The organism is Actinoplanes philippinensis (assembly GCF_900113015.1).
GTDB lineage: Bacteria > Actinomycetota > Actinomycetes > Mycobacteriales > Micromonosporaceae > Actinoplanes > Actinoplanes philippinensis.
This window is the reverse complement of record NZ_FONV01000007.1, coordinates 61,378-84,687: the sequence shown is the minus strand read 5'-3', so window position 1 is coordinate 84,687 and position 23,310 is coordinate 61,378. Positions and strand designations below refer to the sequence as shown.

The 23,310-nt window shown below is 71.8% G+C and carries 24 protein-coding genes; 9 read left to right on the top strand and 15 right to left on the bottom strand.

The genetic code is table 11. The features are described from left to right. Positions 1 to 14: 14 nt before the first annotated feature. A complete protein-coding gene (locus BM290_RS19160; protein ID WP_177319792.1) occupies positions 15 to 1,526 on the bottom strand; it encodes a hypothetical protein in 1,512 nt (503 codons plus the stop codon). 99 nt (positions 1,527 to 1,625) lie between these two features. Here BM290_RS19160 and BM290_RS19155 point away from each other — a divergent pair, with 99 nt between their 5' ends. Continuing rightward, the gene (locus tag BM290_RS19155) at positions 1,626 to 2,861 is read left to right on the top strand and encodes a low temperature requirement protein A (protein WP_093615934.1); all 1,236 of its coding nucleotides are present in this window, start codon (positions 1,626 to 1,628) and stop codon (positions 2,859 to 2,861) included. Between the two features lie 81 nt (positions 2,862 to 2,942). Here BM290_RS19155 and BM290_RS19150 read toward each other — a convergent pair whose 3' ends face one another. Together BM290_RS19150 and BM290_RS19145 are read right to left on the bottom strand one after the other, a co-directional pair. Further along, positions 2,943 to 5,279 carry a transketolase-like TK C-terminal-containing protein gene (locus BM290_RS19150; protein ID WP_093615932.1) on the bottom strand — a complete coding sequence of 779 codons (2,337 nt, stop codon included), beginning with the start codon at positions 5,277 to 5,279 and terminating at the stop codon, positions 2,943 to 2,945. Then, the gene (locus tag BM290_RS19145) at positions 5,276 to 6,469 is read right to left on the bottom strand and encodes a trans-sulfuration enzyme family protein (protein ID WP_093615930.1); all 1,194 of its coding nucleotides are present in this window, start codon (positions 6,467 to 6,469) and stop codon (positions 5,276 to 5,278) included. The genes BM290_RS19150 and BM290_RS19145 overlap by 4 nt, the downstream gene beginning before the upstream one ends. A 113-nt stretch (positions 6,470 to 6,582) precedes the next feature. On the opposite strand from BM290_RS19145, the gene BM290_RS19140 reads away from it, so the two are divergent. Next, positions 6,583 to 7,062 carry an Lrp/AsnC family transcriptional regulator gene (locus BM290_RS19140; RefSeq protein WP_093615928.1) on the top strand — a complete coding sequence of 160 codons (480 nt, stop codon included), beginning with the start codon at positions 6,583 to 6,585 and terminating at the stop codon, positions 7,060 to 7,062. A 4-nt stretch (positions 7,063 to 7,066) separates the two neighbouring features. Here the strand turns inward: BM290_RS19140 and BM290_RS19135 are convergent, their stop codons facing one another. Both BM290_RS19135 and BM290_RS19130 read right to left on the bottom strand, forming a co-directional pair. Beyond that, positions 7,067 to 7,840 (bottom strand): hypothetical protein, encoded by a 774-nt coding sequence (locus BM290_RS19135; protein WP_093615926.1) that lies wholly within the window; start codon positions 7,838 to 7,840, stop codon positions 7,067 to 7,069. Positions 7,841 to 7,900: 60 nt separating this feature from the next. After that, positions 7,901 to 8,371 carry a GNAT family N-acetyltransferase gene (locus BM290_RS19130; RefSeq protein ID WP_093615924.1) on the bottom strand — a complete coding sequence of 157 codons (471 nt, stop codon included), beginning with the start codon at positions 8,369 to 8,371 and terminating at the stop codon, positions 7,901 to 7,903. Between the two features lie 144 nt (positions 8,372 to 8,515). Here BM290_RS19130 and BM290_RS19125 point away from each other — a divergent pair, with 144 nt between their 5' ends. The 4 genes from BM290_RS19125 to BM290_RS19110 all read left to right on the top strand — a co-directional run bounded on the left by BM290_RS19125 (position 8,516) and on the right by BM290_RS19110 (position 11,516). After that, the gene (locus tag BM290_RS19125) at positions 8,516 to 8,815 is read left to right on the top strand and encodes an antibiotic biosynthesis monooxygenase (RefSeq protein WP_093615922.1); all 300 of its coding nucleotides are present in this window, start codon (positions 8,516 to 8,518) and stop codon (positions 8,813 to 8,815) included. A 158-nt stretch (positions 8,816 to 8,973) separates the two neighbouring features. Next, complete coding sequence (locus BM290_RS19120) at positions 8,974 to 10,200, top strand: L,D-transpeptidase (protein ID WP_093615920.1); 1,227 nt, start codon at positions 8,974 to 8,976, stop codon at positions 10,198 to 10,200. Between the two features lie 19 nt (positions 10,201 to 10,219). Beyond that, entirely contained in the window at positions 10,220 to 11,032 is an 813-nt protein-coding gene (locus BM290_RS19115; protein ID WP_093615918.1) for a hypothetical protein, read from the top strand. A gap of 85 nt (positions 11,033 to 11,117) precedes the next feature. Continuing rightward, on the top strand, positions 11,118 to 11,516 hold the full coding sequence (locus BM290_RS19110) for a hypothetical protein (RefSeq protein ID WP_239143584.1): 399 nt from the start codon (positions 11,118 to 11,120) through the stop codon (positions 11,514 to 11,516). Between the two features lie 4 nt (positions 11,517 to 11,520). Here the strand turns inward: BM290_RS19110 and BM290_RS19105 are convergent, their stop codons facing one another. Genes BM290_RS19105 through BM290_RS19085 form a run of 5 tightly spaced genes read right to left on the bottom strand, consistent with a single transcriptional unit; the run spans position 11,521 to position 15,814 of the window. Continuing rightward, a complete protein-coding gene (locus BM290_RS19105; protein WP_177319791.1) occupies positions 11,521 to 11,901 on the bottom strand; it encodes a DUF2750 domain-containing protein in 381 nt (126 codons plus the stop codon). A 58-nt stretch (positions 11,902 to 11,959) separates the two neighbouring features. Beyond that, positions 11,960 to 13,078 (bottom strand): glycoside hydrolase family 12 protein, encoded by a 1,119-nt coding sequence (locus BM290_RS19100; RefSeq protein ID WP_093615914.1) that lies wholly within the window; start codon positions 13,076 to 13,078, stop codon positions 11,960 to 11,962. 57 nt (positions 13,079 to 13,135) lie between these two features. Next, positions 13,136 to 14,281 carry an aromatic ring-hydroxylating oxygenase subunit alpha gene (locus BM290_RS19095; RefSeq protein WP_203779393.1) on the bottom strand — a complete coding sequence of 382 codons (1,146 nt, stop codon included), beginning with the start codon at positions 14,279 to 14,281 and terminating at the stop codon, positions 13,136 to 13,138. Next, positions 14,268 to 15,308: a hypothetical protein gene (locus tag BM290_RS19090; RefSeq protein ID WP_143133830.1), complete on the bottom strand. Its 1,041-nt coding sequence runs from the start codon at positions 15,306 to 15,308 to the stop codon at positions 14,268 to 14,270. Before BM290_RS19090 ends, BM290_RS19095 begins: the two co-directional genes overlap by 14 nt. Before the next feature lie 8 nt (positions 15,309 to 15,316). Then, positions 15,317 to 15,814, bottom strand: coding sequence for a GAF domain-containing protein (locus tag BM290_RS19085; protein ID WP_203779391.1), 498 nt, complete (start codon positions 15,812 to 15,814; stop codon positions 15,317 to 15,319). A gap of 314 nt (positions 15,815 to 16,128) precedes the next feature. Between BM290_RS19085 and BM290_RS19080 the strand changes: the two genes are divergently transcribed. Together BM290_RS19080 and BM290_RS19075 are read left to right on the top strand one after the other, a co-directional pair. Further along, complete coding sequence (locus BM290_RS19080) at positions 16,129 to 16,503, top strand: hypothetical protein (protein WP_093616643.1); 375 nt, start codon at positions 16,129 to 16,131, stop codon at positions 16,501 to 16,503. Beyond that, positions 16,500 to 16,973, top strand: a complete 474-nt coding sequence (locus tag BM290_RS19075) for a roadblock/LC7 domain-containing protein (protein WP_093615908.1) — start codon at positions 16,500 to 16,502, stop codon at positions 16,971 to 16,973. The genes BM290_RS19080 and BM290_RS19075 overlap by 4 nt, the downstream gene beginning before the upstream one ends. On the opposite strand, the gene BM290_RS19070 is transcribed toward BM290_RS19075, so the two are convergent. Continuing rightward, complete coding sequence (locus BM290_RS19070) at positions 16,964 to 17,950, bottom strand: phosphatidylinositol-specific phospholipase C (RefSeq protein ID WP_093615906.1); 987 nt, start codon at positions 17,948 to 17,950, stop codon at positions 16,964 to 16,966. The two genes, BM290_RS19075 and BM290_RS19070, sit on opposite strands and share 10 nt — an antisense overlap. 34 nt (positions 17,951 to 17,984) lie before the next feature. Next, entirely contained in the window at positions 17,985 to 18,500 is a 516-nt protein-coding gene (locus BM290_RS19065) for a peptidase M23 (RefSeq protein ID WP_093616641.1), read from the bottom strand. A 102-nt stretch (positions 18,501 to 18,602) separates the two neighbouring features. On the opposite strand from BM290_RS19065, the gene BM290_RS19060 reads away from it, so the two are divergent. Beyond that, a complete protein-coding gene (locus tag BM290_RS19060) occupies positions 18,603 to 20,891 on the top strand; it encodes a putative bifunctional diguanylate cyclase/phosphodiesterase (RefSeq protein WP_093615904.1) in 2,289 nt (762 codons plus the stop codon). Between the two features lie 68 nt (positions 20,892 to 20,959). Here the strand turns inward: BM290_RS19060 and BM290_RS19055 are convergent, their stop codons facing one another. The 3 genes from BM290_RS19055 to BM290_RS19045 all read right to left on the bottom strand — a co-directional run bounded on the left by BM290_RS19055 (position 20,960) and on the right by BM290_RS19045 (position 23,306). Continuing rightward, positions 20,960 to 22,417: a sensor domain-containing diguanylate cyclase gene (locus BM290_RS19055; RefSeq protein WP_093615902.1), complete on the bottom strand. Its 1,458-nt coding sequence runs from the start codon at positions 22,415 to 22,417 to the stop codon at positions 20,960 to 20,962. 68 nt (positions 22,418 to 22,485) lie between these two features. Next, positions 22,486 to 22,932, bottom strand: coding sequence for a VOC family protein (locus BM290_RS19050; protein WP_093615900.1), 447 nt, complete (start codon positions 22,930 to 22,932; stop codon positions 22,486 to 22,488). Next, the gene (locus BM290_RS19045; protein WP_093615898.1) at positions 22,929 to 23,306 is read right to left on the bottom strand and encodes a nuclear transport factor 2 family protein; all 378 of its coding nucleotides are present in this window, start codon (positions 23,304 to 23,306) and stop codon (positions 22,929 to 22,931) included. The genes BM290_RS19050 and BM290_RS19045 overlap by 4 nt, the downstream gene beginning before the upstream one ends. Positions 23,307 to 23,310 lie beyond the last annotated feature (4 nt).

Here is a 23,310-nt window from a genome sequence, read left to right as displayed (position 1 = left end):
GACGGACCGGCGTCTCACCCCGTGGTGAGGCGCCGGTTCATCTCCTCGGCCAGCCGCTTGTTCAGCTCGGCGAGCTGCTGGTCGGTGAGTCTGCTCAGGTCGCCGGTCTGACCCGGCTGCTCCTGCTGCTGACGCTTCTGCTCCTCGATCCGCTTCAGCTCCTGCTCCTCCGGCGAGCCGGGCGCCGCGTACGCGCACCGGATCAGCGCCCCCTCGGCGGACTTGAGACAGGTCGCCTCCCGGCCGTCGACCTGCCCCCGCCCCTCGATGCGGTAGCGGATGCTCTGCTCGCTGCCGATCGTGGCGGTCCACGTGGTCCCGCCGGTCGGCACCACCTCGAACACCCGATCGGAGTTCCAGCAGCAGACGTCCCGGTACTCGGCCTTGATCAGCGCCACCACGGCCTCCGGCGACGACCACGTCGGATTCAGCCGGTGCACCGTCATCGGCGCCAGGCCCAGGCCGTTCTGCCGGGTCGGCACCGTGGACACCGCCACCACCGAGCTGGCCTCGCCCTGCGGGGTGAGCGGCGTGACGTACGCGCTGCCGGTCCCGTCGGTGAACCGCAGCGTGAACTCGGAGTTGTTGCCCTCGTTGGCGCCGTCGTCGGAGGCGTCCCACCCGCCGCGCTCGGCCCACCAGTCGGCGAACCCGCCGACCGCCGCCGTGCCCTCCCGCTGCCGCGCGGCCAGGCTGATCGGATACGTCGGCCCGGGGATCCGCGCCGTGTCGTTCGTGATCGTCAGCTGCCCGGTCCGTCCGTTGTAGAGCGCTGCCCCGGCCGGCCGCTCGGTCACCGTCAACACCCCGACCTGCCGTTTCAGCGGAACCACCACCATCGGGGTGTCACCGTCGCAGTACACGTAGACGTCCCGCTCGTCGAACCGCACCCACCGCTGCTCGTTCGCGATCAGGCGCCCCAGGTTGTGGCCGAACCAGCCGCCCACCCGCGCGCCGGCCGCCTCCAGGTCGAACGCGCACCGCTGCGAGCTGCGGCCGTTGCTGCCCAACGGCACCTGCTGGACCAGGCCCACCTCGTAGCCGGACAGCCAGCCACGCCGTTCCACCAGCGTGCCGAACCGGTCGGCGTCCGGCAGATAGGTGATGTCGAAGATCTCCCCGGTGACGTCACCCAGGTTCGGCGCGGCCTGCGCCTTGCCGACCAGATAGGGCGCGCGGGCGGCGAGGCCCGGCACCGGGTCGTCGACCACCGTCATGGCCGACGCGTAGTCACGATCCCGCTGGTACGAGTCGTGGAACAGCCAGCCGATGCCGAGCGCCAGCCCGATCAACGCGCCGAGGCCCGCCAGCACACCGACGTAGTCCGGCTGCCGTTCCCCGCGCCGCAGAGCGGCACTGATCAGTTGCGGCACCGCGTACAGCACCACCACCAGCAGGACCAGCACCAGCCACGGTGTCAGCTTGCGCAGCTCCCAGACGACGATCGTGGTGGCGTAGGACGCCCACCACACCACAAGGGCGATGATTCCGGCGAGCGGAACAACCCATCGCAGCGCACGACCCACCGAGACCTCCTCGCCACACCAGGTGAAGAACTTCGATTGTTCGGCACCGTGTCCAGCCGACCCCGGTTGGAGCCTCGGTTTCCCGGGTAGGGCGCACTCGTGCCCCAGGATTCGAGGACCGCTGACACCGAGGACCGTGCCCGTCTGGACCGGGAGGACCGGGAGGAACGCGAACTCATCCGTGAACCGGACGTCAACCAGGAGTCGAACCGGTCCGCCACCCGGCTGGAACTCTTCTTCGACCTGGCGTTCGTGCTGTTCGTGGCCGGCTGCGCGGACCTGCTCGCCAAGGACCAGACCGCCACCGGGGGCCTGCGGTTCGCGGCCGTCGTCGCGGTCGGCTGGTGGGCGTGGGCCAGCACCACCCTCTACGCCAACCGGTTCGACACCGACGACGCGATCTTCCGGCTGCTCACCCTGGTCGGCATGGGCGGCGTGATCCTGATGGCCGCGGCGGCCGGCCAGATCACCGGTCCCGCCTGGACCTGGTTCGTGGCGGGGTACGTGATCCTGCGCGCCGTACTCGTCGCCGGCTACCTCCGGGTGTGGCGGACCCTCCCGGAGACCCGGGCCGGGATCCTGCCGTACCTCCTCGGGCATGCCGCCGGAGGCGCGTTCTGGCTGGTGTCGCTGATGGTGCCGGCACCCGCCCGCTACGTGCTGTGGGGTGTCGGCGTCGTCGTCGACCTGCTCGGACCCGCGCTCAGCGCCCGCCGGCCGGACTCCCCGCCGCTGCACATGGAACACCTGCCGGAACGGTTCGGGCTCTTCGTCATCCTGGTGCTCGGCGAATCGGTCGCCGCCACCGTGCACGGCCTGCACGACGGAAAATGGACCTCCGGAACGACGCTCACCGGCGTGGCCGCGTTCCTGGTCGCCGCCGCCCTGTGGTGGTCCTACTTCGACCTGTCCGGCGGCGCCGCGAAACGCCGCCTCGTCCAGGAGGGCGGCGAACGCACCCGCGAGGGCGTGCACGACTTCTACGTGTACGCCCACCTGCCGGTCGCGGTCAGCCTGGCCGCCGTGGCGGTCGGCCTGGAACACGCCATCGCCCACGGCTCCGACGACCATCTCACCGCCGGCGCCCGCGGAATCCTCGGCCTGGGCCTGGCCGGCTATCTGCTCAGCGCCGCCGTCATCCAGGGCGTCCTGTCCCGCCGCCCCCGCCCCGCCCTGATCTGGCCCGGCCTCGGTGTCCCGGCGGTCGCCGCGATCATGCTGTTCGACCTGAGGCCGGCGGTGCTGACCGCCCTGTGCGCGGCGACCCTGATCGCCGGCGTCGCCACCGGCATCCACCAGCACCGTCAAGGCGAGATCAAGGTCGCCAAGGTCTGACCCTTCCGCACCGATCTTGATCGTTTGACCACCGCATCCGGTGGTCAAACGATCAAGATCGTGCCGCGGCCACGGGTCGGGTCAGCGGCCGGTCAGGGTCAGCGCCGCATCCACGATCGACACCGTGTCGATGCCGTGCAGCCGGTAGGCGTCGGCCAGGCTCGATGACTGACCGAAATCGGTCACGCCCAGGCATCGGATCCGGTCGCCGCGGATCGCCGCCAGGAACGCGAGCGTGTGCGGATGTCCGTCGTGGACGGTGACCAGAGGGGCCCGGTGGCCGTCCGGGAACAGCTCGGACAGGATGTCCCCACCCGTCCCACCGTCCCGCGCCCCGCGCTGCTGGAACGACCGGAACACCACGTCCGGGCTGGTCAGGCAGACGACGCCGGCGTTGACCCCCTCGGCGGCGAGCGCCGCGGCCGCCTCGATCACCTCGGGCATGATCGCACCGACCCCGACGAGGGTGACGTCCTCGGCCGGCGGCGGGTGCGCGGCGGGTAGCCGGTAGCCGCCGGCCACCGCCTGGCGGCGACGCCGTTCCCGCAGCGCCGGGTCGTCCGGCACGGCGCAGAGCCGCGGATCGACCGGCCGGGTGGAGAGCCGGAAGTACGCCGACGTGCCACCCGGGACACCGACCCGGCCCATCGCGTGCAGGAAACACCATTCGAGGTCCTGCGGGAACGCCGGCTCCCAGGCCACACAGCCGGGCTGTTCCAGGCCGATCGACGGCGTGGTGATCGACTGGTGGGCCCCGCCCTCGGGCGCGAGCGTCACCCCGGACGGCGTGCCCACCAGGATCGACTGGCCGCCCGCGTAGATCCCGTACGACCAGGGTTCCAGCGCCCGCGAGACGAACGGGTCGTAGATCGTCGCGATCGGGATGAGCCGCTCGCCCCACCGTGACCAGGTGGCGCCCAGCTCGCCGAGCAGCGACACCAGGTTGACCTCGGCGATGCCCAGCTCGATGTGCTGGCCGGTCCGGTTCTCCTGCCAGCGCAGCACCCGCTCGGCGTCGTCAGCGAACCAGTCGTGCCGGTCCTGGACGGCCCACACCCCGGTCTTGTTGATCCAGCCGCCCAGGTTGGTCGACGAGGCCACGTCGGGGGAGCAGGTGACCACCCGGGCCGCCGCCGACGGCGCGTCCCGGGGCAGGTCGGCCAGCAGCCGGCCGAGCGCGGCCTGGGTGCTGATCGGCTTGCGGTAGGCGTGCCCCAGCTGGGCCGGAACGGACACCTGCGCCGGGGTGGCGACCGGCTCCCGGCGCAGCGCACGGCCGCGCTCGGCACACCAGCGTCCGGCCGCGCTGTCCGGGTCGAACCGCTGCCACGGCGCGGCCCGGTCCACTCCGGACGACGCGGCGAGCACGTCCATCTGGGCGCCGGTCAGCAGCGCCGAGTGGTTGTTCGGGTGGCCCTCGGTGGGCAGGCCGCGGCCCTTGACGGTGTAGGCGAACACCACCGTCGGCCGGTCGGCGTCCGCGTCGACGGCGCGGAACGTGTCGACGAGCAGCCCGATGTCGTGGCCGCCCAGGTCCCGGACGGCGGCCGCCAGCTCGGCCGGGTCCAGCTCGTCCAGCAACGCCTTCAGCTCGGCCGCGCCGGTGAGGGTGTCACCGGCGGCGAGGATCCGCTCGGCGGTCTGCGCCGGCCCGGCCCGCAGCATCCGCTGGTACTCCTCGTTGGGCATCGCCTCCAGCCGGGCCCGCAGCGCCGGGCCGCCGGGCCGCTCGAACAGCTCGGAGATGATCCGGCCCCATTTGAGGACGACGACCTGCCAGCCGGCGGCGGCGAACATGCCCTGCAGCTTGGCGATCTGGATGTCCGGCACGACCCGGTCCAGGGACTGCCGGTTCAGGTCGACCACCCACAGCAGCTCGCCCATCCGCGCGACGGCCGGGTCCATCACCGCCTCCCAGATGGCGCCCTCGTCGAGCTCGGCGTCACCGAGCAGGCTGACGAACCGGCCGCCGGTGGGCGTGCCGGCGAATCGGGAACTCAGGTAGCGGTGCGCCATCGCCGCCCAGAGGGCGGCCGTCGCGCCGATCCCGACCGACCCGGTGGAGAAGTCGACGGTGTCCGGGTCCTTCAACCGCGAGGGGTACGACTGGAGCCCGCCCTTCTCCCGCAGTCTCGGCAGATACGCCTCGTCGAGGTCGCCCAGCAGGTAGTTGACGGCGTGCAGCACCGGCGACGCGTGCGGTTTGACCGACACCCGGTCCTGTGCGGTCAGCTCGGCGAACCACAGCGCCACCATGATGTCGACCATCGACGCGCTGGACGCCTGATGGCCGCCGACCTTCACCCCGGAGTCGTTGGGCCGGCCGGCGTTGGCGGCGTCGACGATCGACGCCGACAGCCACAGCACGCGGCGGGCGATCTCGCGCAGCACGTCGACGTCGGGGGCGGGATGGGTCATGACGATCTCCGGGGTGGGACGGTGGCGGCGAGCGCCCGGTCGAGGTCGGCGATCAGGTCGCCGGCGTGCTCCAGTCCGATCGAGAGCCGCACCAGGTCGGCCGACGGGCGGGCGTGTGCGGGCACCGGCCGGTGGGTGAGGGCCGCCGGGTGCTGGATCAGCGAGTCGACGCCGCCGAGCGAGACGGCATGGGTGAACAGCCGGGTGCCGGTGGTCAGGCGGCAGGCGGCCTCGAAACCGCCGCGCAGCGCGATCGACACCATGGCGCCCGGGCCGCGCGACTGCCGGCCCAGCAGCCCGCGCGGGTCGCCGTCGAGACCGGGATAGTGCACGCGGGCGACGGCCGGGTGGCCGGCCAGCCAGGCGGCGATCCGGCGTGCGCTGTCCTGCTGGGCGCGCATCCGGACCGGCAGCGTGGCCAGCCCGCGATGCAGCAGGTAGGCGCCCCACGGGTGCAGCAGCCCGCCGGTGACGGCCCGGACCTGCCGCAGCCGGCCGGCGGTCGCCTCCCCGCACGCGATCACCCCGGCGACGACGTCGCCGTGGCCGCCGAGATATTTGGTCGCGCTGTGCAGGGCCATGGTGGCCCCGAGAGTAACCGGATTCTGCAGGACCGGGGTGGCGAAGGTGTTGTCCACCAGCAGCGGGACGTCACCGGCCTGCCCGGCGACGGCGGCGATGTCGACCAGGTCCAGGGTCGGGTTGGCCGGCGTCTCCAGGATCACCAGGCCGGTGTCCGGGCGGATCCGGGCGGCCACCTCGCTCTCGGCGCAGAACGTCACCTCGGTGCCGAGCAGGCCGGTGGCCAGCAGGTGGTCGGTGCCGCCGTAGAGCGGGCGCACCGCCACCACGTGCGGCCGGCCGGCCATCGCGGTGTGCGCCAGGATCGCCGCGGTCATCGCCGCCATGCCCGACCCGAACGCCACCGCCGTCGCGGTCTGTTCGAGCTGGGCCAGCGCCGTCTCGAAGCGGGCGACCGTCGGGTTCCACAGCCGGGCGTAGACGGCGCCGCCGTCGGGCAGCGGGTGGCCGCCGGTGGCCATCGCCTCGTACGACTCCCCGCCCCGCTCCGGGTCCGGCAGGGGATAGGTCGACGACAGGTCCAGCGGGGGAGCGTGCACGCCGAGCGCGGTGAGGTCCGCACGGCCGGCGTGCACCGCCACCGAGTCGCTGTGCAGAGGGCTCGTCATGCTCGTAGGGTTCCGGAAATCGCAACCCGAACATAGAGTCGCCGTCGCATCGGTAATCACTCGGCCATAATTCGACTTTTTCCGCAGCGCGGCGGCGATTTGGAGCGATCACTTTGCGGAACCCGCAACGGCCGGTCACCCTCGACCACATCGATCATCAGCTGCTGCGGGCGCTCGCCGAGGACGCGGGCGTGACCAACAAGGCGCTGGCCGGGCGGCTGGGTCTGGCCGAGTCCACCTGCGCCTACCGGGTCCGGGCGCTGCGCGAGGCGGGGGTGGTCACCGGCTCCCGTGCCCAGCTCGACGTGGCGCTGCTCGGCTGTCCCCTGCAAGCGATGATCAAGGTGCGGCTGGGCAGTCACACGATGGCCAACGTCAGCCAGCTGTACGACGCCCTGGCGGCCACCCCGGGTGTACTGCAGGCCTTCCACGTGGCCGGCGCCGACGACTTCTACCTGCACGTCGCCGTCGAGAACGCGGAGGCCCTGCGCGACTTCGTGCTGCGACACGTCACCAGCCACCGGGTGGTCCGGCAGACCGAGACGCACCTGGTGTTCGAGGTGCGTCCCGGCGCGGGTGTGCTACGGGCCTGACCGGTCAGCAGCCGAGCCGCCGGGTGCCGAGCGCGACGTCGTCGATCCAGAGGTCGAACGTGCCCGGCGTGGTGCCGGCCTGATAGAGCTGCCACCCGATCTTGACGGTGTCGACGGCCGGGAGCACGAACGGCACGTCGGCGCCGCCGTGCTCGGTGGTGGACGCGGTCAGCCCCGGGTCGGCCACCCCGTCGATCCACACGGCGACCCGGTTGCCGGCCCGGTCGAGCTTCCACTCGAAGCACTGCCAGGTGTCCTCGGTGACCGGGGCGGACTCGCGCCAGTTCGTCCAGTCGCCGGTCGGCCCGCCGTCCGCGCCGACGCCCCAGAAGACGCCGGGGACGGTCGGCGCGTACTGCCCGCCGACCGGCCGGACGACCTCGCTGCTGCCGGTCCCGGTCGCTTCGACCAGCGTGAAGTGGGCCCAGTCGGGGGCGGTCGGGAAGGCGTCGACGCGCAGCCGCATCCGGCCGTAGAGCCGGTCGCCGGGCACCGTCAGGTCGTCGACGCGCAGGAAGGCGCGCCCGTTGTCGACGGTGTGGACGTGCAGCACCCGGCCGTGGCGGGCGCGCTCGACGGTGAGGGCGCCGTTGCGGGTGTCGACGCCCCAGGCCGTGGTGGCCGGCCCGCCGAGCGGCTGCCGGTCGAAGCTCTCACAGAAGAGCAGTTCGCGGCCGCAGGCGCCGGAGCGGCCGGCGTCCGTCGCGCCGGCCGGGACACTGCCGGCCGTGGCGCCGAGCAGAGCGGCCGTGACGACCGCGGCGAAGAACGTGCGCACCGTTGCCTCCTACGATTCTGGGAGCGCTCCCGGGAATCGTAAGGCATCGATGTCCTCCCGTCAGGCGGTGAGCGGAAGGTAGTAGGCGGCGAAGGCGTCCGGCTGGAAGCCCTCGGACCGGTAGAGCGCCTGCGCCGTCGCGTTGTCCGGCGCCGTCTGCAGCTGGACGGCGACCGCTCCGGCCGCCCGGGCCGCCTCCGTGACCGCCCGCACCAGGGCTCGGCCCGCGCCGGTGCGCCGGGCGGCCGCCGCCACGAACAGGTCGTTGAGCGTCCACACCGGAGCCATCGACAGCGACGAGAAGGTCGGGTAGACGTTCACGAAACCGGCGGGCGTGCCGTCCGCGGCACGGGCCAGGAACACCACCGACTCGCCGCGCTCGTGCCGGTCGCGCAGGAACGCCAGCACCCGCCCGGCCGGGGCGGGCCGGTGATAGAAGTCGAGATACCCGCCGAACAGGCCGGCCACGTCCGGCAGGTCGTCGGCGCCGGCGCGGCGCACCGTGATCGGGCCGGTCGGGGTGCTGGTCATGTCGGGTGCTCCTCGATGCGTCGGATGCCGATCGGACCCGTCACATCCTGCCGCAGCGCCGTCCCGGGGCCGGGCGGACCCGCTGCCGTACCCCATTTTGGTCACCTCTTGTGACAGTAAGAATCGGTGACTATCTTGGAGGTCATGACGACCGTTGAACTCACCCGCTTCCGTGTCGAGCCGGCCCGCGTCGAGGAGCTGCTGCGGGCCCGCCCGGCGATGCTGGCCGACTTCCGTGCCGACCGGTCCGGTTTCCTCGGCGCCCGCCTCGTCCGGCTGCCCGGCGACGAGTGGCTCGACATCGTGACCTGGAGCACTCCGGAGGACTTCGCAGCCTCCCGGGCGAAAGGCGCGAACCTGCCAGGAATCGGGGCTTTCTTCGCCGCCATCGCCGGGCTCGTCAGTGCCGAGGAGGGGCAGGAGCCGCCGATCACGGGCAGCTGAGGCACAGATCCGGGATATCGCGTGCGGACCGGATCTGTCAGGATGATGGCCCTCGAAGTTTTTGATCGACTCGGCAGGCAACGTTTCGGGCCGCAGCCCCGTCATCTACCTGTACGGCCATGGATGGCGCCGACCGGGACCCCTCGATTGTGAGAGCCATGATTCAGCGACGCAAGGTCATCATCGGCACACTGGGCGTGGCCGCGGTCGCCACCGCCGCCGGGTGCACCGCCTCCGGCAAGAGTGGCGACAGTTCCACGGCCTGGGTCGAGCCGGTCGCCAACACCGAGCCGCCGGCCGCGCCGGTCCGCCTGGCCGTGACGCCCGCCACCGGCGCGAAGGACGTGTCGCCGGCGAGTCCGATCGTGGTGAAGGCCGAGGAGGGCACCCTCAAGTCGGTCACCGTGACCGCCGGCAAGACGAAGGTCAGCGGCTCGATCCAGTCCGACGGGACCTGGAAGTCCGACGACGAGCTGGCGTACGGCAAGAGTTACAAGGTGGTCGCGACGGCCGCCGACAGCAAGGGTGTGGACAGCGAGCACACCTCCACGTTCAGCACGGTGAAGCCGGCGAACGTCGCGAAGGTGACCTTCCAGGCGAACGCGATGACCACCCTCAAGGCCGGCAAGGCGTATGGCGTGGGCCAGCCGGTGATCATCGCGTTCAGCCGGGCGGTCAACAAGGCCGCCGCGGAGAAGGCGATCGAGATCGAGACGTCGCCCTCGGTCGACGGCAAGTTCTACTGGCGCGACGACCAGACCGTGCACTGGCGGCCCAAGAAGTACTGGGCGGCCGGCACGACGATCAAGGTCGCGGTGAAGGCGTTCGGCGTCAAGCTGGGCAAGACGGTCTACGGGGCGAAGGACACGTCGATCAACTTCAAGATCGGGCGTGAGCTGATCGCGATCAGCGACAACCGGACCCACATGACCAAGGTCTACATCGACGGCAAGCTGGTTCGCACGATGCGCAGCAGCCTGGGCAAGGGCGGCTGGACCACCGGGGCGCAGGGGCAGAAGATCAATTACTGGACCTCGGGCGGCCCGCACGTCGTGCTCACCAAGGAGCGCACGCACTCGATGAGCTCGGCGAGCTACGGTGTCACGGATCCCAACGACCCGAACTTCTACGCCCCCAAGGACATCGAGTACTGCGCCCGGATCAGTTACGGCGGCGAGTTCCTGCACGCGGCCCCGTGGAACGGTTCGCTCGGCCGGGCCAACCTGTCGCACGGCTGCATCAACCTCAGCACCGCCGACGCCAAGTGGGTGTATGAGAACTTCCTTCTCGGCGACATCGTGGACGTCAAGAACAGCCCGCGTGATCTCGAGATCTGGAACGGCATCGGCGACTGGACGGTCTCGTTCGACAAATACGGAGCCTGATCCGGCGGCGCGCTGACCGGTGGACGTCCTCTTCGACGCCGTGGACCGGGCGCTGGAGAGCGCCCGCCGCCGGTGGCCCGCGACCCTCTTCGTCCTCGGCGCCGTGCTGTGGGTGTCGGCCACCGCGGCCGTCGTCGGCGTGGCGCTGCTCGACAGCAACCCGCAGGCCGGGGCCGTGCTCGCCGTTCCGCCGGCCGCGCTGCTCGCGATCGTGGCGACACGCGGCATCACCCGGTTGCGGTGGCCGGTCTGGCTGGTGGGCGTGGCGCTGCCGGTGGTGCTCGCCGGACTGGTCGCCCCGCAGGCCGCGAGGTTCGACGACGCGTACGCCTGGGTGATCCCGGTCGTCGCCTTCGTCTACGCGCAGATCTTCCTGGGCACCGTCGCGGCCGGTGACGAACTGTTCCGGCGCCGGGTGGGCCGCACCGGCAAGGGCCGTGACCACATGAGCGCGGTCGGGCGCCGGCGGATCCTGCAGGTCAAGGTTCTGGTGGCGACGCTGGTGGTGCTCGTCTCGTCGCAGATCGCGGTGGGTGTCGACGGGGACACGTACGCGCCGGGCAATCAGGTCGGCTGGTCCGCGTTCGAGTACCTGTTCTCCTGTGTGTCGGCGCCGATGTTCGTGGCGGTGTGGTGGCGCAAACCCGCCCTGGCCTGGTACGCGGTGGCCGTACTCCCGCTGGTCTTCGCTCTGAGCCTGCTGCCGCGCACACCGGAGGCGCGCCTGGAGGCCGTGCTGGCGCAGGGCTGGATCGTGGTCGCGGCGACGTGGCAGTGGTCGCGAGCTGCGGTCAAACCCTTCTGGCGGGATCAAAAGCCTCGGCGAATATAAATATAGTGAAATACGGACCTCGTTTGTTGTAGATGTATCAGGATATTGCCTGCGCTGACCCTTTCCACGACAGAAGGAGTTCAGCGTGATCCGCAAGCGAGTGCCGACCGCCGTCGCCATGACCCTCGCCGCCGGAGCGGGCGTGGTCGGGCTGACCGCGTCCCCCGCGGCCGCCCAGGCTGTGCCCTGCGTCCAGAAGGTGGCCGTCGTCAACAACGGCGGCTTCGTGATCGACTTCCAGATCACCACGCGGGACGGCCAGCTCTCCGCGCCCACCGACGACTACCCGATCAACCAGTGGCGGATCGTGGACCTGGCCTCCACGCCGTTCGCCGAGGGCGTCGACGTGCGGCCGCTGGTCCACGCCCAGGCCGGTGACGACGTCCCGGGCAACGTCTTCGTCTCCTACTGCGCGAACGGGCAGACCGCGACCTACACGGCGAGCGGCACCACGCTCGACTACTCGGTGACCCTGCTGACCTGAGCCGCTAGGCGGTGAGGCGGGAGCGGAACTCGGCGAGGGTGAACACCGCCGCGTTCCGCTCCTCCACCGGGAAGATCGCGATGTCCGCGTCGTCCTCCTCGAGCTGCGGCAGCCACTCGGAGAGGAAGACCCGCACCGGGATGCGGATGGCGTGCTCGCCGTCGACGTCACCCTCGTTCTCCAGGCGGGCGACCGTCGCAAACGGCCAGATCGGCAGCAGATTGCGGCGACGGCCGTCCTCGGTGAAGAGGATGTCGCCCTCGTCGCCCCAGACCCACAGGGCTCCCCGATCGGCGATGGCCTCGAACGTGCGCTCCACGCGAGCCGCCGCGTCGAGGCCGAGAAGTCGCTCCGCGTCACGACGGGAGATGTCATCCGATGCCATGGCGAGCATGCTATCGGCCGCCGGGTGGCCGGCCACGGGCCACCCGGCGGGACCGGTATCAGGCGCGTGTGCATGCCGTTCCGTTGAGGGAGAAGGACGACGGGGCGGCGAACGTGCCGCTGTAGTTGCCCTGGAAGCCGAACGACGTGCTGCCGCCGGCCGGGATGGCGTTGTTGTGGTCGGCGTTACGTGCCGTGATCGCGCCGGAGGTGCCGCTCAGCGCGGCGTTCCACGAGCCGGTGATCGACTGCCCGGACGGCAGGGTGAAGTTCAGCGCCCAGCCGTTGATCGCGCTGCCACCGGTGTTGGCCACCGTGACGGTCGCGGTGTAGCCGGTGTTCCAGACGTTGGTGGCGTAGGTGACGCGGCAGGCCGCGCTCCCCGACGGGGTCGACGGCGACGGCGAGGACGGGCCGCCACCACCGTTGACCGCCGCGGAGAAGCTCGTCACGGCCAGGCCCGCGCCGCCGATCCACGGCTCGAAACCGGCCTGCACGCTGGTCAGATACCAGGAGTTGTTCACCGACGTACGCGTCTTGGTGTCGTTGATGAAGTCCAGGAGGCTGAAGCTCCAGCTGTTGATCGCCGACGGCGCCACGTAGGAGACGACGGCGTTGGAGCCGTTGCTGCCCTGCCACACCTGCCAGGTCCGCCCACCGATGGTGGCGTTGCCGACCACCGAGCCGATCGGCTGGATCGAGCCCTGGCGGTTGAACCAGATCATGATCTCCTGGGCGTTGACGCCGTCGGTCCGGGGCGACGGGTCGAGCCAGATGTCGTACGCCGCGTCGTAGGTGGCGCCGGAGACGTACTGGAAGCCGACGCTGCTCGTGGCGCTGCTGATCGAGCCGACCTGGATGGGCAGGTTGGTGCCGGGGGAGCACCGGGTGTAGTGGCATCCGAAGTAGACGGCCGGGTACGACACCGGCGCGCCACTGGTGCTGCCGGTGCCCTGCTGGCTGGTGATCGAGAAGCCGCTGCTCGTGACGTTGATGCACTGCTGGGCGGAGGTGCCCCAGCGGTTGTTCATCACCACGTAGCGGCCGCCGATCGTGGTCGCGCCGTACTGTTCGCAGATCTGGGTGTCGGCCTGTGCCGGGCCGGCGAGCGCGACGGCGGTGATGCCCGAGACGGCCAGCAGGCCGACCGCGAGCAGGGAACGGAGGGGACGGATCACGGGGGAGCTCCTATCGAGGGGATGTGTGGGAGCGCTCCCAGAAGAATACGCGGGTGTCTATGCCTCCGCTACTTCGACGAACTCCTCGTAGGCCTTCAGCACCAGGCCGTGGAAGTGGTGCACGCCGTGCTCGGACAGCCCGGAGCCCTCCGGGTCGTACACGATGCGTCCCTGATCAAAAGCGGGCGTCATCATGCCGCGCTGGACGCTCTCCACGATCGCGATGTCCTGCTGCTGGAGCACGTCGTCGATGTAGCGGACCGCCTCCACCTCGGCCTCCTCCAACGCGGGCGTCTCGAAGAAGAAGTCCCAGGTCTCCAGCGTCCGGTCCGGCCCGTCCGGGATCACCTGGAAGACCATGAAGTTGCCGCGGCCGGGATAGCGCAGCAGGCACGTGTTCGGCCAGAGCCACCACACCGCGTGCTGCGTGACCGAGGCGCCGGAGACGTCGTACGCCGGATTCTCGCTCTTGCCCGCCTCGGCGAAATGGCTGGACCAGATGCCGTGCGTGCGCACCTCGTAGGTGTCCATGTCGACGAGCGCGACGAACTCGCGGTGCGCGATGTGGCAGTGGTAGCACTCCAGGAAGTTGTCGATGACGTTCTTCCAGTTCGACTTCACGTCGTAGGTGAGCCGTTTGGCGAACGTCAGCCGGTCGACGTCCGGCGCCCACCGCTCGATCTCGGCGAGCAGATCCGGCGCCTGCCGCGCCAGCGGAGTGGCCGAGCCGTCCAGGTTGACGTAGACGAAACCGCCGAACTCCTCGGCCGCGATGCGGTCGAGACAGATCTCCGCGCGATCAAAACCGGGCATCCGGTCGGTCTGGCGGGCGCGGCGCAGCGAGCCGTCCAGGTCATAGACCCAGGCATGGTACGGGCAGACGATCGTGCCCGTGGTGCCCGAGCCGGAGAGCAGCTCGTGCGCCCGGTGCTTGCACACGTTGTAGAAGGCCCGCAGCTCGCCGGACCGGTCACGCACGACAACGATCGGCGCCCCCGCCACCGTCGCCGCCACGTAACTGCCGGGCGCCCGCAGCTTCTCCACGTGACAGATCCACTGCCACGTCCGGCCGAAGATGGCCCGCTGATCCACCTCGGTCCACCGCGGATCGGTGTACGCCGCCGCCCGCAACGACATCGACCGGGCCGGATCCGGGTCGTACCCCGAACCGATGTTCTCGACGTCCTGCCTATTGATCACCATGACTCGGCATTGTCGCCGAACGGCCTCGCCGCCGGGCGGAATGCCACGCCAGCACGGCGGCCGTTCCCAGCAGCGGCCCGGCCAGGAGCGCGAAGACGGTCGGTGCCGGGCTCACCTGCCGGTCGATGTTGATCGTCGCGGCCCGGTCGGCGGCCGGGACCCACACCTCCGGGTCGAGATCCGCCAGGGTGGCCCCGATCGACACCCCCACTGCCAGCAGCACCGACACCAGCATGATCGCGAGCCGGCCGCCGGTGGACGAGCGCCGCAGCGCCACGGTCACCAGCGCGATCAGCAGCACCAGCGCGGCCATCGCCGGCCACCCCGTCGCGGGGGCGAGCAGCGGCCAGTGGCCCTGCCACTCGCGCACCTCCGCCGCCGTCACCCCGTGCCCGATCACCCACGGCGGCGCCAGGCTTCCGGCGGCGACCAGCACCCCGGCGACCGCGGCCACCCGAGCGCCGCGGCCCGGCCACAGCGCCCCGGCGGCGACCAGGGCCAGGACCAGCGTGGCGAGGACCGCGGCCGTCCACCCGGTACGGTCCAGGGCGAGGTCGACGAACTCCCAGCGCTTCGGGCCGTCCGGCATGAGCCGGCGGGTCAGGTCCGCCCAGCGGCCGATCCCCTCGGCGGCGGCCTCGTCGAACCGCGAACTCGCCATGATCAGGCAGGCGGCGGTTACCGCGCCCGCGGCCAGGCCGGCCAGCGCGAGGCCACGCCGCCACCGGGGCCGGCCGGTGATGTGGGCGGCCGGCGCGACCACTGCGAGCAGCGCGGCGGCGGCAAGGAACAGCGGACCCCAGGGCCGCAGATCCAGCACGCCCACCTGCGATCCGGCGGACTCGCCGATCGGGGTGCCGCCCGGCAGGGTCGCCTGCACGTCGATCCGGGTCGAGAACCACGGCTTCAGGACCGTGCCCGCGACGAGGACGCCGGCGGCGAGGAACCAGGCGGTCAGGATCCCCTTGCGGGACCACAGCGGCCGGGGACGGGCGGGCGTGACGGCCGGCGGCGAGCGATGATCCACGCCGGGCACTATAGGGCGTGCGTCTCCGGCAGGAGGCGCTCGAGGGCGGCGCCGGTCGCGTCGGCCAGTGTGGACAGCAGCGCCAGTTGCTCGTCGGTGGCCCGGCGGGCGGTCGACCAGTAGACCCCGACCGCGCCGAGCGGGTCGGCGGGCCGGACCGGGATCATCGCCAGCGAGCGGACGAAGGTGGGACGGTAGGCGTCCATCGGGATGCGCTCGTCGAGACGGATGTCCGGGACGACCGCGGGCAGGCGGGCCAGCATCGCCCAGCCGCTGATGCACTCGGTGATCGGGAACCGCTGGCCCTTCCACAGCGGGCTGATCGCGTCCTCGTCGGCGTAGTAGCAGCGGTCGCCGTCGCGCAGCACGACGGTGGCGCCGTGCGCGTCGGAGAGCAGCCGCGCGCTGGTGCGCACCAGTTGCTGGACGACCGCCAGGGTCCGCGCCCGGCTCAGGGCCGCGACCACGTCCCGCAGCATGTCGTCCTTGGAGAGCAGCCGACTCACCTCCACACCATGGGCCACCGGAACCCACAGTAGGGCCGTCCGGGGCTTTTCGGGTCGTTTGCCACTCCGGAGAGTGACTTGCCCGATACGTGCGAGACCCGGCCCGATGATCGAGCCCGATTCGGTCCGCGGGGTGGGTGACGACGGCCGAAGGAGGTCGTTGAAACGATCATAGGTCCCGGCTTCGGGGGCAGTCGTTCCCCGGAGCAACTTCCCTGTGTCACGGTTGGCCCTCGTGTGGCTCTCACCGGCGCCTCACGACCGTGGAGACACCGGGCCACACGCCGCCGATCGACGACACCAGTGGAGGATTCGTGGCGAACATCGAGACCGCGCTGAAAGAGGCCATGACCCTCGAAGGCGCTGTGGGCGTCGCGCTCGTCGACTACACCAGCGGGCTCACCCTGGGCTATCTGGGCGGGGACGGCGTCATGGACATGACCGTGGCCGCGGCCGCCAACACCGACGTGGTCCGCTCCAAGATGCGGGCCCTGGAACTGCTCGGCCTGCAGGACGGCATCGAGGACATCCTGATCACCCTCGACTCCCAGTACCACCTGATCCGGCTGCTGCGCGCGCGGCGTACCGGTGACGCTCTCTTCCTCTATCTGGCGCTGTACAAGAACCGCGCCAACCTGGGCCTGGCCCGCCACCAACTGCGCAAGATCGAGTCGGAACTCGACGTATGACTGGCCCTCATGGCGGTCTGCCGAGCCGGCTCGCCCCGCGCAACGCCACACCACAACACGCCGCGCGGTCCGTCCAGCTCGATCCCCTGACGGACCCGCGGCGGCCGCTGCGACTGGAGCTGGCCGGGCTGCGGCACCAGGTCGTCGGGGTCACCGCCTGCCTGATCGCCGGGGTCGACGGGCTGCTCGTCCTGCACGACAGCCGGTCGCCGGGCGAGCCGCACGACGTGGCCGCGATGGCCGCCGCGGCGCACGGCATCAGCCGGACCTGCGGGGGCGCTCTGGGTCAGGGCCAGTTCCAGGAGGTGACCATCCGCAACCGGGAGGGCTGCCTCGCGGTCTACGGGATCGGCGACCTGGCGCTGCTGGCCGTGGTCGCCGACGGCATGGTCAACATCGCCCGGCTGCACCTGGAGGCCCGGCCGGTGCTGGGCCGCCTGGCGCGGATGCTCGACCTGACTCAGTTGTAGGAAATGATCTTGTTGATCAGCCCGCCGCCGGGGAAGTCCATCATCAGCGCCCCGGTCCGGGTGTACGACGCCGCGTTCAGCCGGCCGAGCAGGTAGGGGTTGACGCCCTGCTGGAACAGCGCGCCCCCGGCGACCCAGTAGGGCGGGGCCAGCGCGCCCGAGCCACTGGTGAAGTTGACGTAGATCTTCGCCGGGTCGCCGGAGTTCGTGGTGGTCAGGAAGGTGTTCACGGCCGCGCGCTTGTCGGCGATCTGGGCGAACGTCGGCACCGTGTACTGGTCCTGGACGTAGGTGGACGACCCGTCGGCCCACCCGGAGAACTGGGCGAGCCCGTAGTCGGCGAACCGGCCGCCGCGCGGGCCGTTCAGCACCGCCAGCACCACCCTGCCCCGGACCGCGCCGAGGGTGGGCACCGCGGCCGCGGACGAGCGCGTCACCGACGGCGTCCAGAACAGGCCGGGGCGGGCGGCCACGTACGAGTCGAAGATGTCCGGGAAGCTCATCTGCCCGGTCGCGTCGGCGCAGGACCCGGTCTCGCCGGTGCACTCGTGCTTGAACCGCAGCAGCACCGTCTCACCGGGATGCGCGCCGAGGAACGCGGCCAGCCGGTCGAGCACGTCGTCGAAGTTCGCCACCTGGTAGACGGCGCCGTGGTGGATGGTGAACGTGTTGCCGTCGTTGATCCGCGCCCGCACGTCGATCGCCCGGATGCCGGCGTTGAGCTGCGCGGTGAGGGTGCCGCCGCTGTCGCCGTGGTTCTCCTGGGTCTGGGTGTAGTCGCCGCCGTGGATCGACATGGTCTCGTGGGTGCCCGGGATCGACAGCGCGGCGAGGCTGCGGCCGTCCGGCACCCGGGCCATCCAGTCCGGGTTGCTCGCGCCGCTCAGCGTCCGGTAAGAGGTGTCGGCCGCCCGGGCGGACTGGGGCACGAGGAGCAGCGCGGCGCTGACGGCCACGACGGCGAGAAGGCGCTTCATGCGACGAGAAGATATCGACTGATCCTTATAAAGGCTAGTCGCAGCCTTGATCCGGGCCCTCGTGCAGCGCGCCGACGAGCTGGGTGGCGGCGTCGGTGTGCTTCGTGTACGCCTCCGGGAACGCCGAGATCTGCACGGCCTGCGCCGCCTCGGTGAGCCGCATCTCCTGCCAGCCGTCGACGGTCAGCAGCTTGTCGTAGAACTTCCCGGTCTGGTACGCCGGGTCGCGCAGCTGCTTCGGTGTGCCCCACCCCTGGCTCGGCCGCTGCTGGAACAGCCCGATCGAGTCCCGGTCGCCGCCGCGCAGATTACGCAGCCGCGACTCCTGCAGGGCGGTGGCCACCGCGATCACCAGGCCCTTCTCCGGCACCCGCCGGTCGGCGCCGATGGTGACGATGAGACGGGCGTTGGCGAGCTGCTCGTCGCTCCACCGGCCGGTCGGCGACGGCGCGGCGGCGGGCGTGCCGGCGCACCCGGCGTCGGCGCGGACCAGCGGGCTGATCAGGAAGGCTGCGAGAACGGCGACGGCGGTCACGAACAACGCGCGCACAGGGAGGGGCACCTTTCGCATGAGGGGGTCCGGCGAAGGGTATCGATCAATCCGGCCGGTGTGAATGCTCACGGGATCGTCCGTTCGGCCGAAGTGAGTCTTGTGGAGAGCACGGAGACTCTCGTGCCGCGGATGCGGCCGACCCGCACGCTCGTCGCGTCGATCGGCGTGGCCGCGACCGCCTGGGTGTGGTTCGCGATCGGGATGTTCCGGCACACCCCGCCCGCGGCGGGGTGGGGGCTGCTCGTGCTCGCCGTGCCGGTGGCGATCTACGCGAGCTGGCGGGCCGGCGCGGCCGGGCGCACGTTCTGGCGGTACGTGTCGGCCGGCATGGTCGGGATGGGCCTCGCCTCGGCCGCCGCGGCCCGCGACTACTTCAGCGGCGAGCAGGCCGGCCAGCACATCGGCACGGTGACCGCAACGCTCTACGTCACCGGCCTGATGCTGATGCTGCTGGGCCTGCTGCGCATCCCCGGGGCGCAGCGCTCGCGGATCGAGTGGACCCGGTTCGGCCTGGACGTCGCCACCATGGTCGTCACCGTGACCACCTTCAGCTGGCATCTGGTGCTGCCGCGCTGGGAGAGCTGGACCGCCGGCGGGGGCGCCGCCGGCACCGCCTCGGTCGTGGTCATCGCCACCGCGGCGGTGATCGGCATGCTGGCGTTCGTGAAGGTGTCCTTCACCGGCACCGGCCCGATCGACCGGCGCGCCCTCTACATCCTGGCGCTGACCGGGGCGGTCGGGGCCGGTGGCGGGGCGCTGGCGCCGCTGCTCGCCGACAAGCCGTACCTCAACACCGGCCACGTCCTGCTGCCCACCACCTCGATGCTGGTCTGCCTGGCCGCCGACCGGCAGCGGCGGGCGTCGCGGGCCGGCATCCCGGCGCCCCGGCCCCTGTCCCGGCGGCCCAGCGTCATGCCGTACACCGCGGTCCTGGCCACCGGCGCGCTGTTGCTGACCAGCGCGGCCGCCGGGGTACGCGACCTGCTGGCGGTCGCGGCCGGCTCGTTCGTGGTCACGCTGCTGGTCGCGACCCGGCAGGTGATCGCGCTGCGCGACAACGTGCGCCTGCTCGACGACCTCGACGCCCGCCAGCGGCAGCTCGCCCACCAGGCCGGGCACGACGGTCTCACCGGCCTGGCCAACCGGACCGTGCTGGTCCGGGAGATCACCGCGGCCCTGGCCGGCGGCTGCCCGGACGTGACCGTCGCGCTGCTCGACCTCGACGACTTCAAGGAGATCAACGACGACCTGGGCCATCCGGTGGGCGACGCGCTGCTCGCCGCGGTGGGCGCCCGCGTCACCGCCCAGCTGCCGGAGGGCTGCCTGGTGGCCCGGCTCGGCGGCGACGAGTACGCCGTGCTGCTGCGCGGCGACCACACCGCGATCGTCGCCGCGATCACCGCCGACCTGCGGCAGCCGGTCCGCGCCGGCGGGCACGAGCTGATCGTCGAGGCGAGCATCGGGCTGGCCCCGGCGCATCCCGGCGACACCGCCGACGAGCTGCTGCGCCGGGCCGACGTCGCAATGTACGAGGCGAAGGGCCAGGGCAAGGGCCGGCAGGTGGTCTACGACGACCGGATGGACCACCGGACCGCCGAGCAGTCCCGGGTCGCCGCCGACCTGCGCGGCGCGCTCGACACCGACCAGCTGCACCTGCTCTACCAGCCGATCGTGGCGATGCCCGGCGGCGAGCTGTTCGGCGTGGAGGCGCTGGTCCGCTGGATCCATCCGGAACGCGGGCCGATCGGGCCGAACCTGTTCATCCCGGCCGCCGAGCGGACCGGCCTGATCGTGCCGCTGGGCGCCTGGATCCTCGAGGAGGCGTGCCGGCAGGCGGTGCGCTGGCAGCAGGAGATGGGCGACGCCGCGCCCCGGACCGTCAGCGTCAACGTGTCGGCCCGGCAACTGCGCGAGGCCGGGTTCGCCGGCGAGGTGGACGCGGTGCTCCGGCGCACCGGCCTGCCGCCGCAGGTGCTGACCGTTGAGGTCACCGAGACAGCGGTCTTCGACGGGGGCACCGCGCTCGACGAGCTCAAGGCGATCGCGGCGCTCGGCGTGAAGATCGCGCTCGACGACTTCGGCACCGGCCACTCGTCGCTGGGCCTGCTGCGCACCTGCCCGGCCGACATCCTCAAGGTCGACAAGTCGTTCGTCGACGACGTCACCGGGGGCGGCGAGCCGGCGGTCATCGTGGCGGCGCTGCTCACCATCTGCGACGGCATGCGGCTGCGGGCGGTCGCCGAGGGTGTGGAGACCGCCGAACAGGCCGCTGAGCTGCACCGCCTCGGCTACCGGTATGCGCAGGGCTATCACTACGCCCGCCCGATGGCGGCCGAGGGGATCACCGTCTACCGGCCCGCTCACCGCGACAGCCGGGTCGCGGCCTGAGAAGACCCCGCGGAGGTACGGCCGTCGTGCGCCCCGGCACACCTGAGGCGGGCGGGCCGTCCCACCTCTCAGCCGGAGCGCGCCGCCGGAACCGGGTGCGCCCGCTGGGCCCGGTGCCGGCCCTTCACCTCGTACATGCCCGTGTCGGCGGCCGCCACCAGATCGTCGGCGCCGGTGCCGGGCCCGCCGACGGCGACGCCGATGCTCGCGCCGATGCGTACCGTGTGTTCCGGCAGGTCGAACGGCAGCGCCATGTCCGCCATCAGCCGCCGCGCCCGCTCGTGGACGTCGGCCGGATCGGTGATGCCGGTCAGCACCGCCGCGAACTCGTCGCCGCCGAGCCGACCCAGCAGGTCCTCGGCGCGCAGCCCGGCCCGCAGCCGTTCCCCGGCGGCCACCAGCAGCGCGTCCCCGGCGGCGTGGCCGTAGCCGTCGTTGACCGCCTTGAACCCGTCCAGGTCGATGAAGAACAGCGCCACCGGCGCGGCGCCGTCCGCCACGGCCAGCGCTGCCTCCAGCACCCGCAGCACCTCGGCGCGGTTGGGCAGGCCGGTCAGCGGGTCGTGCGCCGCGGCGTGGGCGAGCCGGTCCTGCTGGGCGCGCCGGTCACTGATGTCGCGCTGGTGCGACACGATGCCGCCGACGGCCGGATGGTCCAGCGCGTTGCGCAGCGTGACGTCGTGCCAGTGCCAGGTGCCGTCCCGGTGTGCGGCCCGCAGCTCCAGCCGGGCCTGGCTGTCCGCGCCGTCCTCGACGAGCCGGGCCAGCGCCGCACGGGCCGCCGGCCGGTCCCCGGGGTGGAACATGTCGGGGTACCCGGTGTGCAGCAGGTCCTCCGGGTCCCAGCCGCTGACGTGCCGTACGGCGGCGCTGACGTCGGTGATCCGGCCAACGGCGTCGATCACCGCCACCACGTCGGAGGAGTCCTGCACCAGGGCACGGAAGCGTTCCTCGGCGCGCTGCAGGGTGCGGGTGGCCTCCTCGGCGCGGGCGGCGGCCAGCCCCAGGTTGCTCAGCCCGAACCCGGCCAGCAGCAGGCTGATGACGGCGGCGAGGTGCGAGTGGGCGGGCGGCACCACCGACGGCGCGCCGCACTGCACGGCGACCTCCATGGCGATGGTCACCGCGGCGGTCACCGCGGCCGCCGGTTTCCACGTCTGCGACCCGGACCAGCCGATGTGCAGGACGCCGATCAGGACGACGGCGGCGGGCAGCAGGAATCCCCAGCCCGCCGCGAGCAGCACCACGCCGATCAGCACGGTGGCGTGCACCAGCCGCAGCACCACCCGGTTGTGCAGGTGCCCGCCGCCCAGCAGCCGCTGGTACCGTTCGCTGCCGCTGGCGGCGAACAGCACGACGAGCGTCGCCAGCAGCGCCGGCTCGCCGAGGACGGCGCCGTGCCGGCGGCCCCACACGGCGAGCCCGAAGATCGCGGCGAACAGGACCGGCACGCCGAGCAGCGGCGGCACGGCGTCGGTGGTCGGGCGTGCCCCGAGGAAGGGACGGGCGGGCGGCAGCTGCGTCACGTCGCTCCTTCGCCCTGGAACCGGTCCTCGGTGTCATCGGGCGGCGCCGTCGCGTCATGAGGATTTCGTCATGAGGAATTCGGCGCGGCGTTCTCCTGGTCGGTGTAGCCCTGGCTGATCTCGACGATCACACCGTCCGGGTCCTTCACCCACACGGTGCGCCAGCCGGGGATGAACTCGTCGAAGGCCAGTGGCCCGAGCGAGACCTCCAGCCCGCCGGGCGCCCGGGCCAGGAAGCCGTCCAGGTCGTCGACCTGGAAGGCCAGGTGCCGGACCACGCCGGGATGCGGCGGCCCGTCGGCGCCGAAGGTCTCCGGGGTCTCCCGGGCCGCGTCGAACAGCTCCAGGTGCACGTCGCCCTGCCGCAGGAACACCACCTCGGCGCCGCCCGCGCTGACCACCCGGGACCGCTCGAAACCGAACACGTCGGAGTAGAAGCGCTCGGTGGCGCGCTGGTCCCGGCAGTTGAGGCCGACGTGGGCCCAGCGCACCGCCGTCGTCGTCGTGGCGGTCATCGGCTGCCGCTCAGGACCGGTCCGAACGGGACGGTGTCGTGGAAGTTGGCCATGTACGTGATCTGCCCGTCGCTGACCTCGAAGTAGTTGCATACGTCCGCCTCGACGGCGTCGCCGTGCCGGGTCCGGCCGGAGATGTGCGACACCACCGCCGCGTGGTTGTCCGACACGACGACGTGCCGGGGAAGGTTCGCGAAGCTGGCGTACGTCTGCGGGAAGCCCTTCATCATCTCGCGCAGCGTCTCCCGGCCCTCGACGTGACCGGCGAGCTGCTCGTCCATCCGGGTGTCGGTGGCGAACAGCTCGCACCAGTCGTCCCACCGGCCGGCGTTGGCGAGTTCGTAGTAGCGGTCGATGACCTGCCTGGTGTCCATGGTT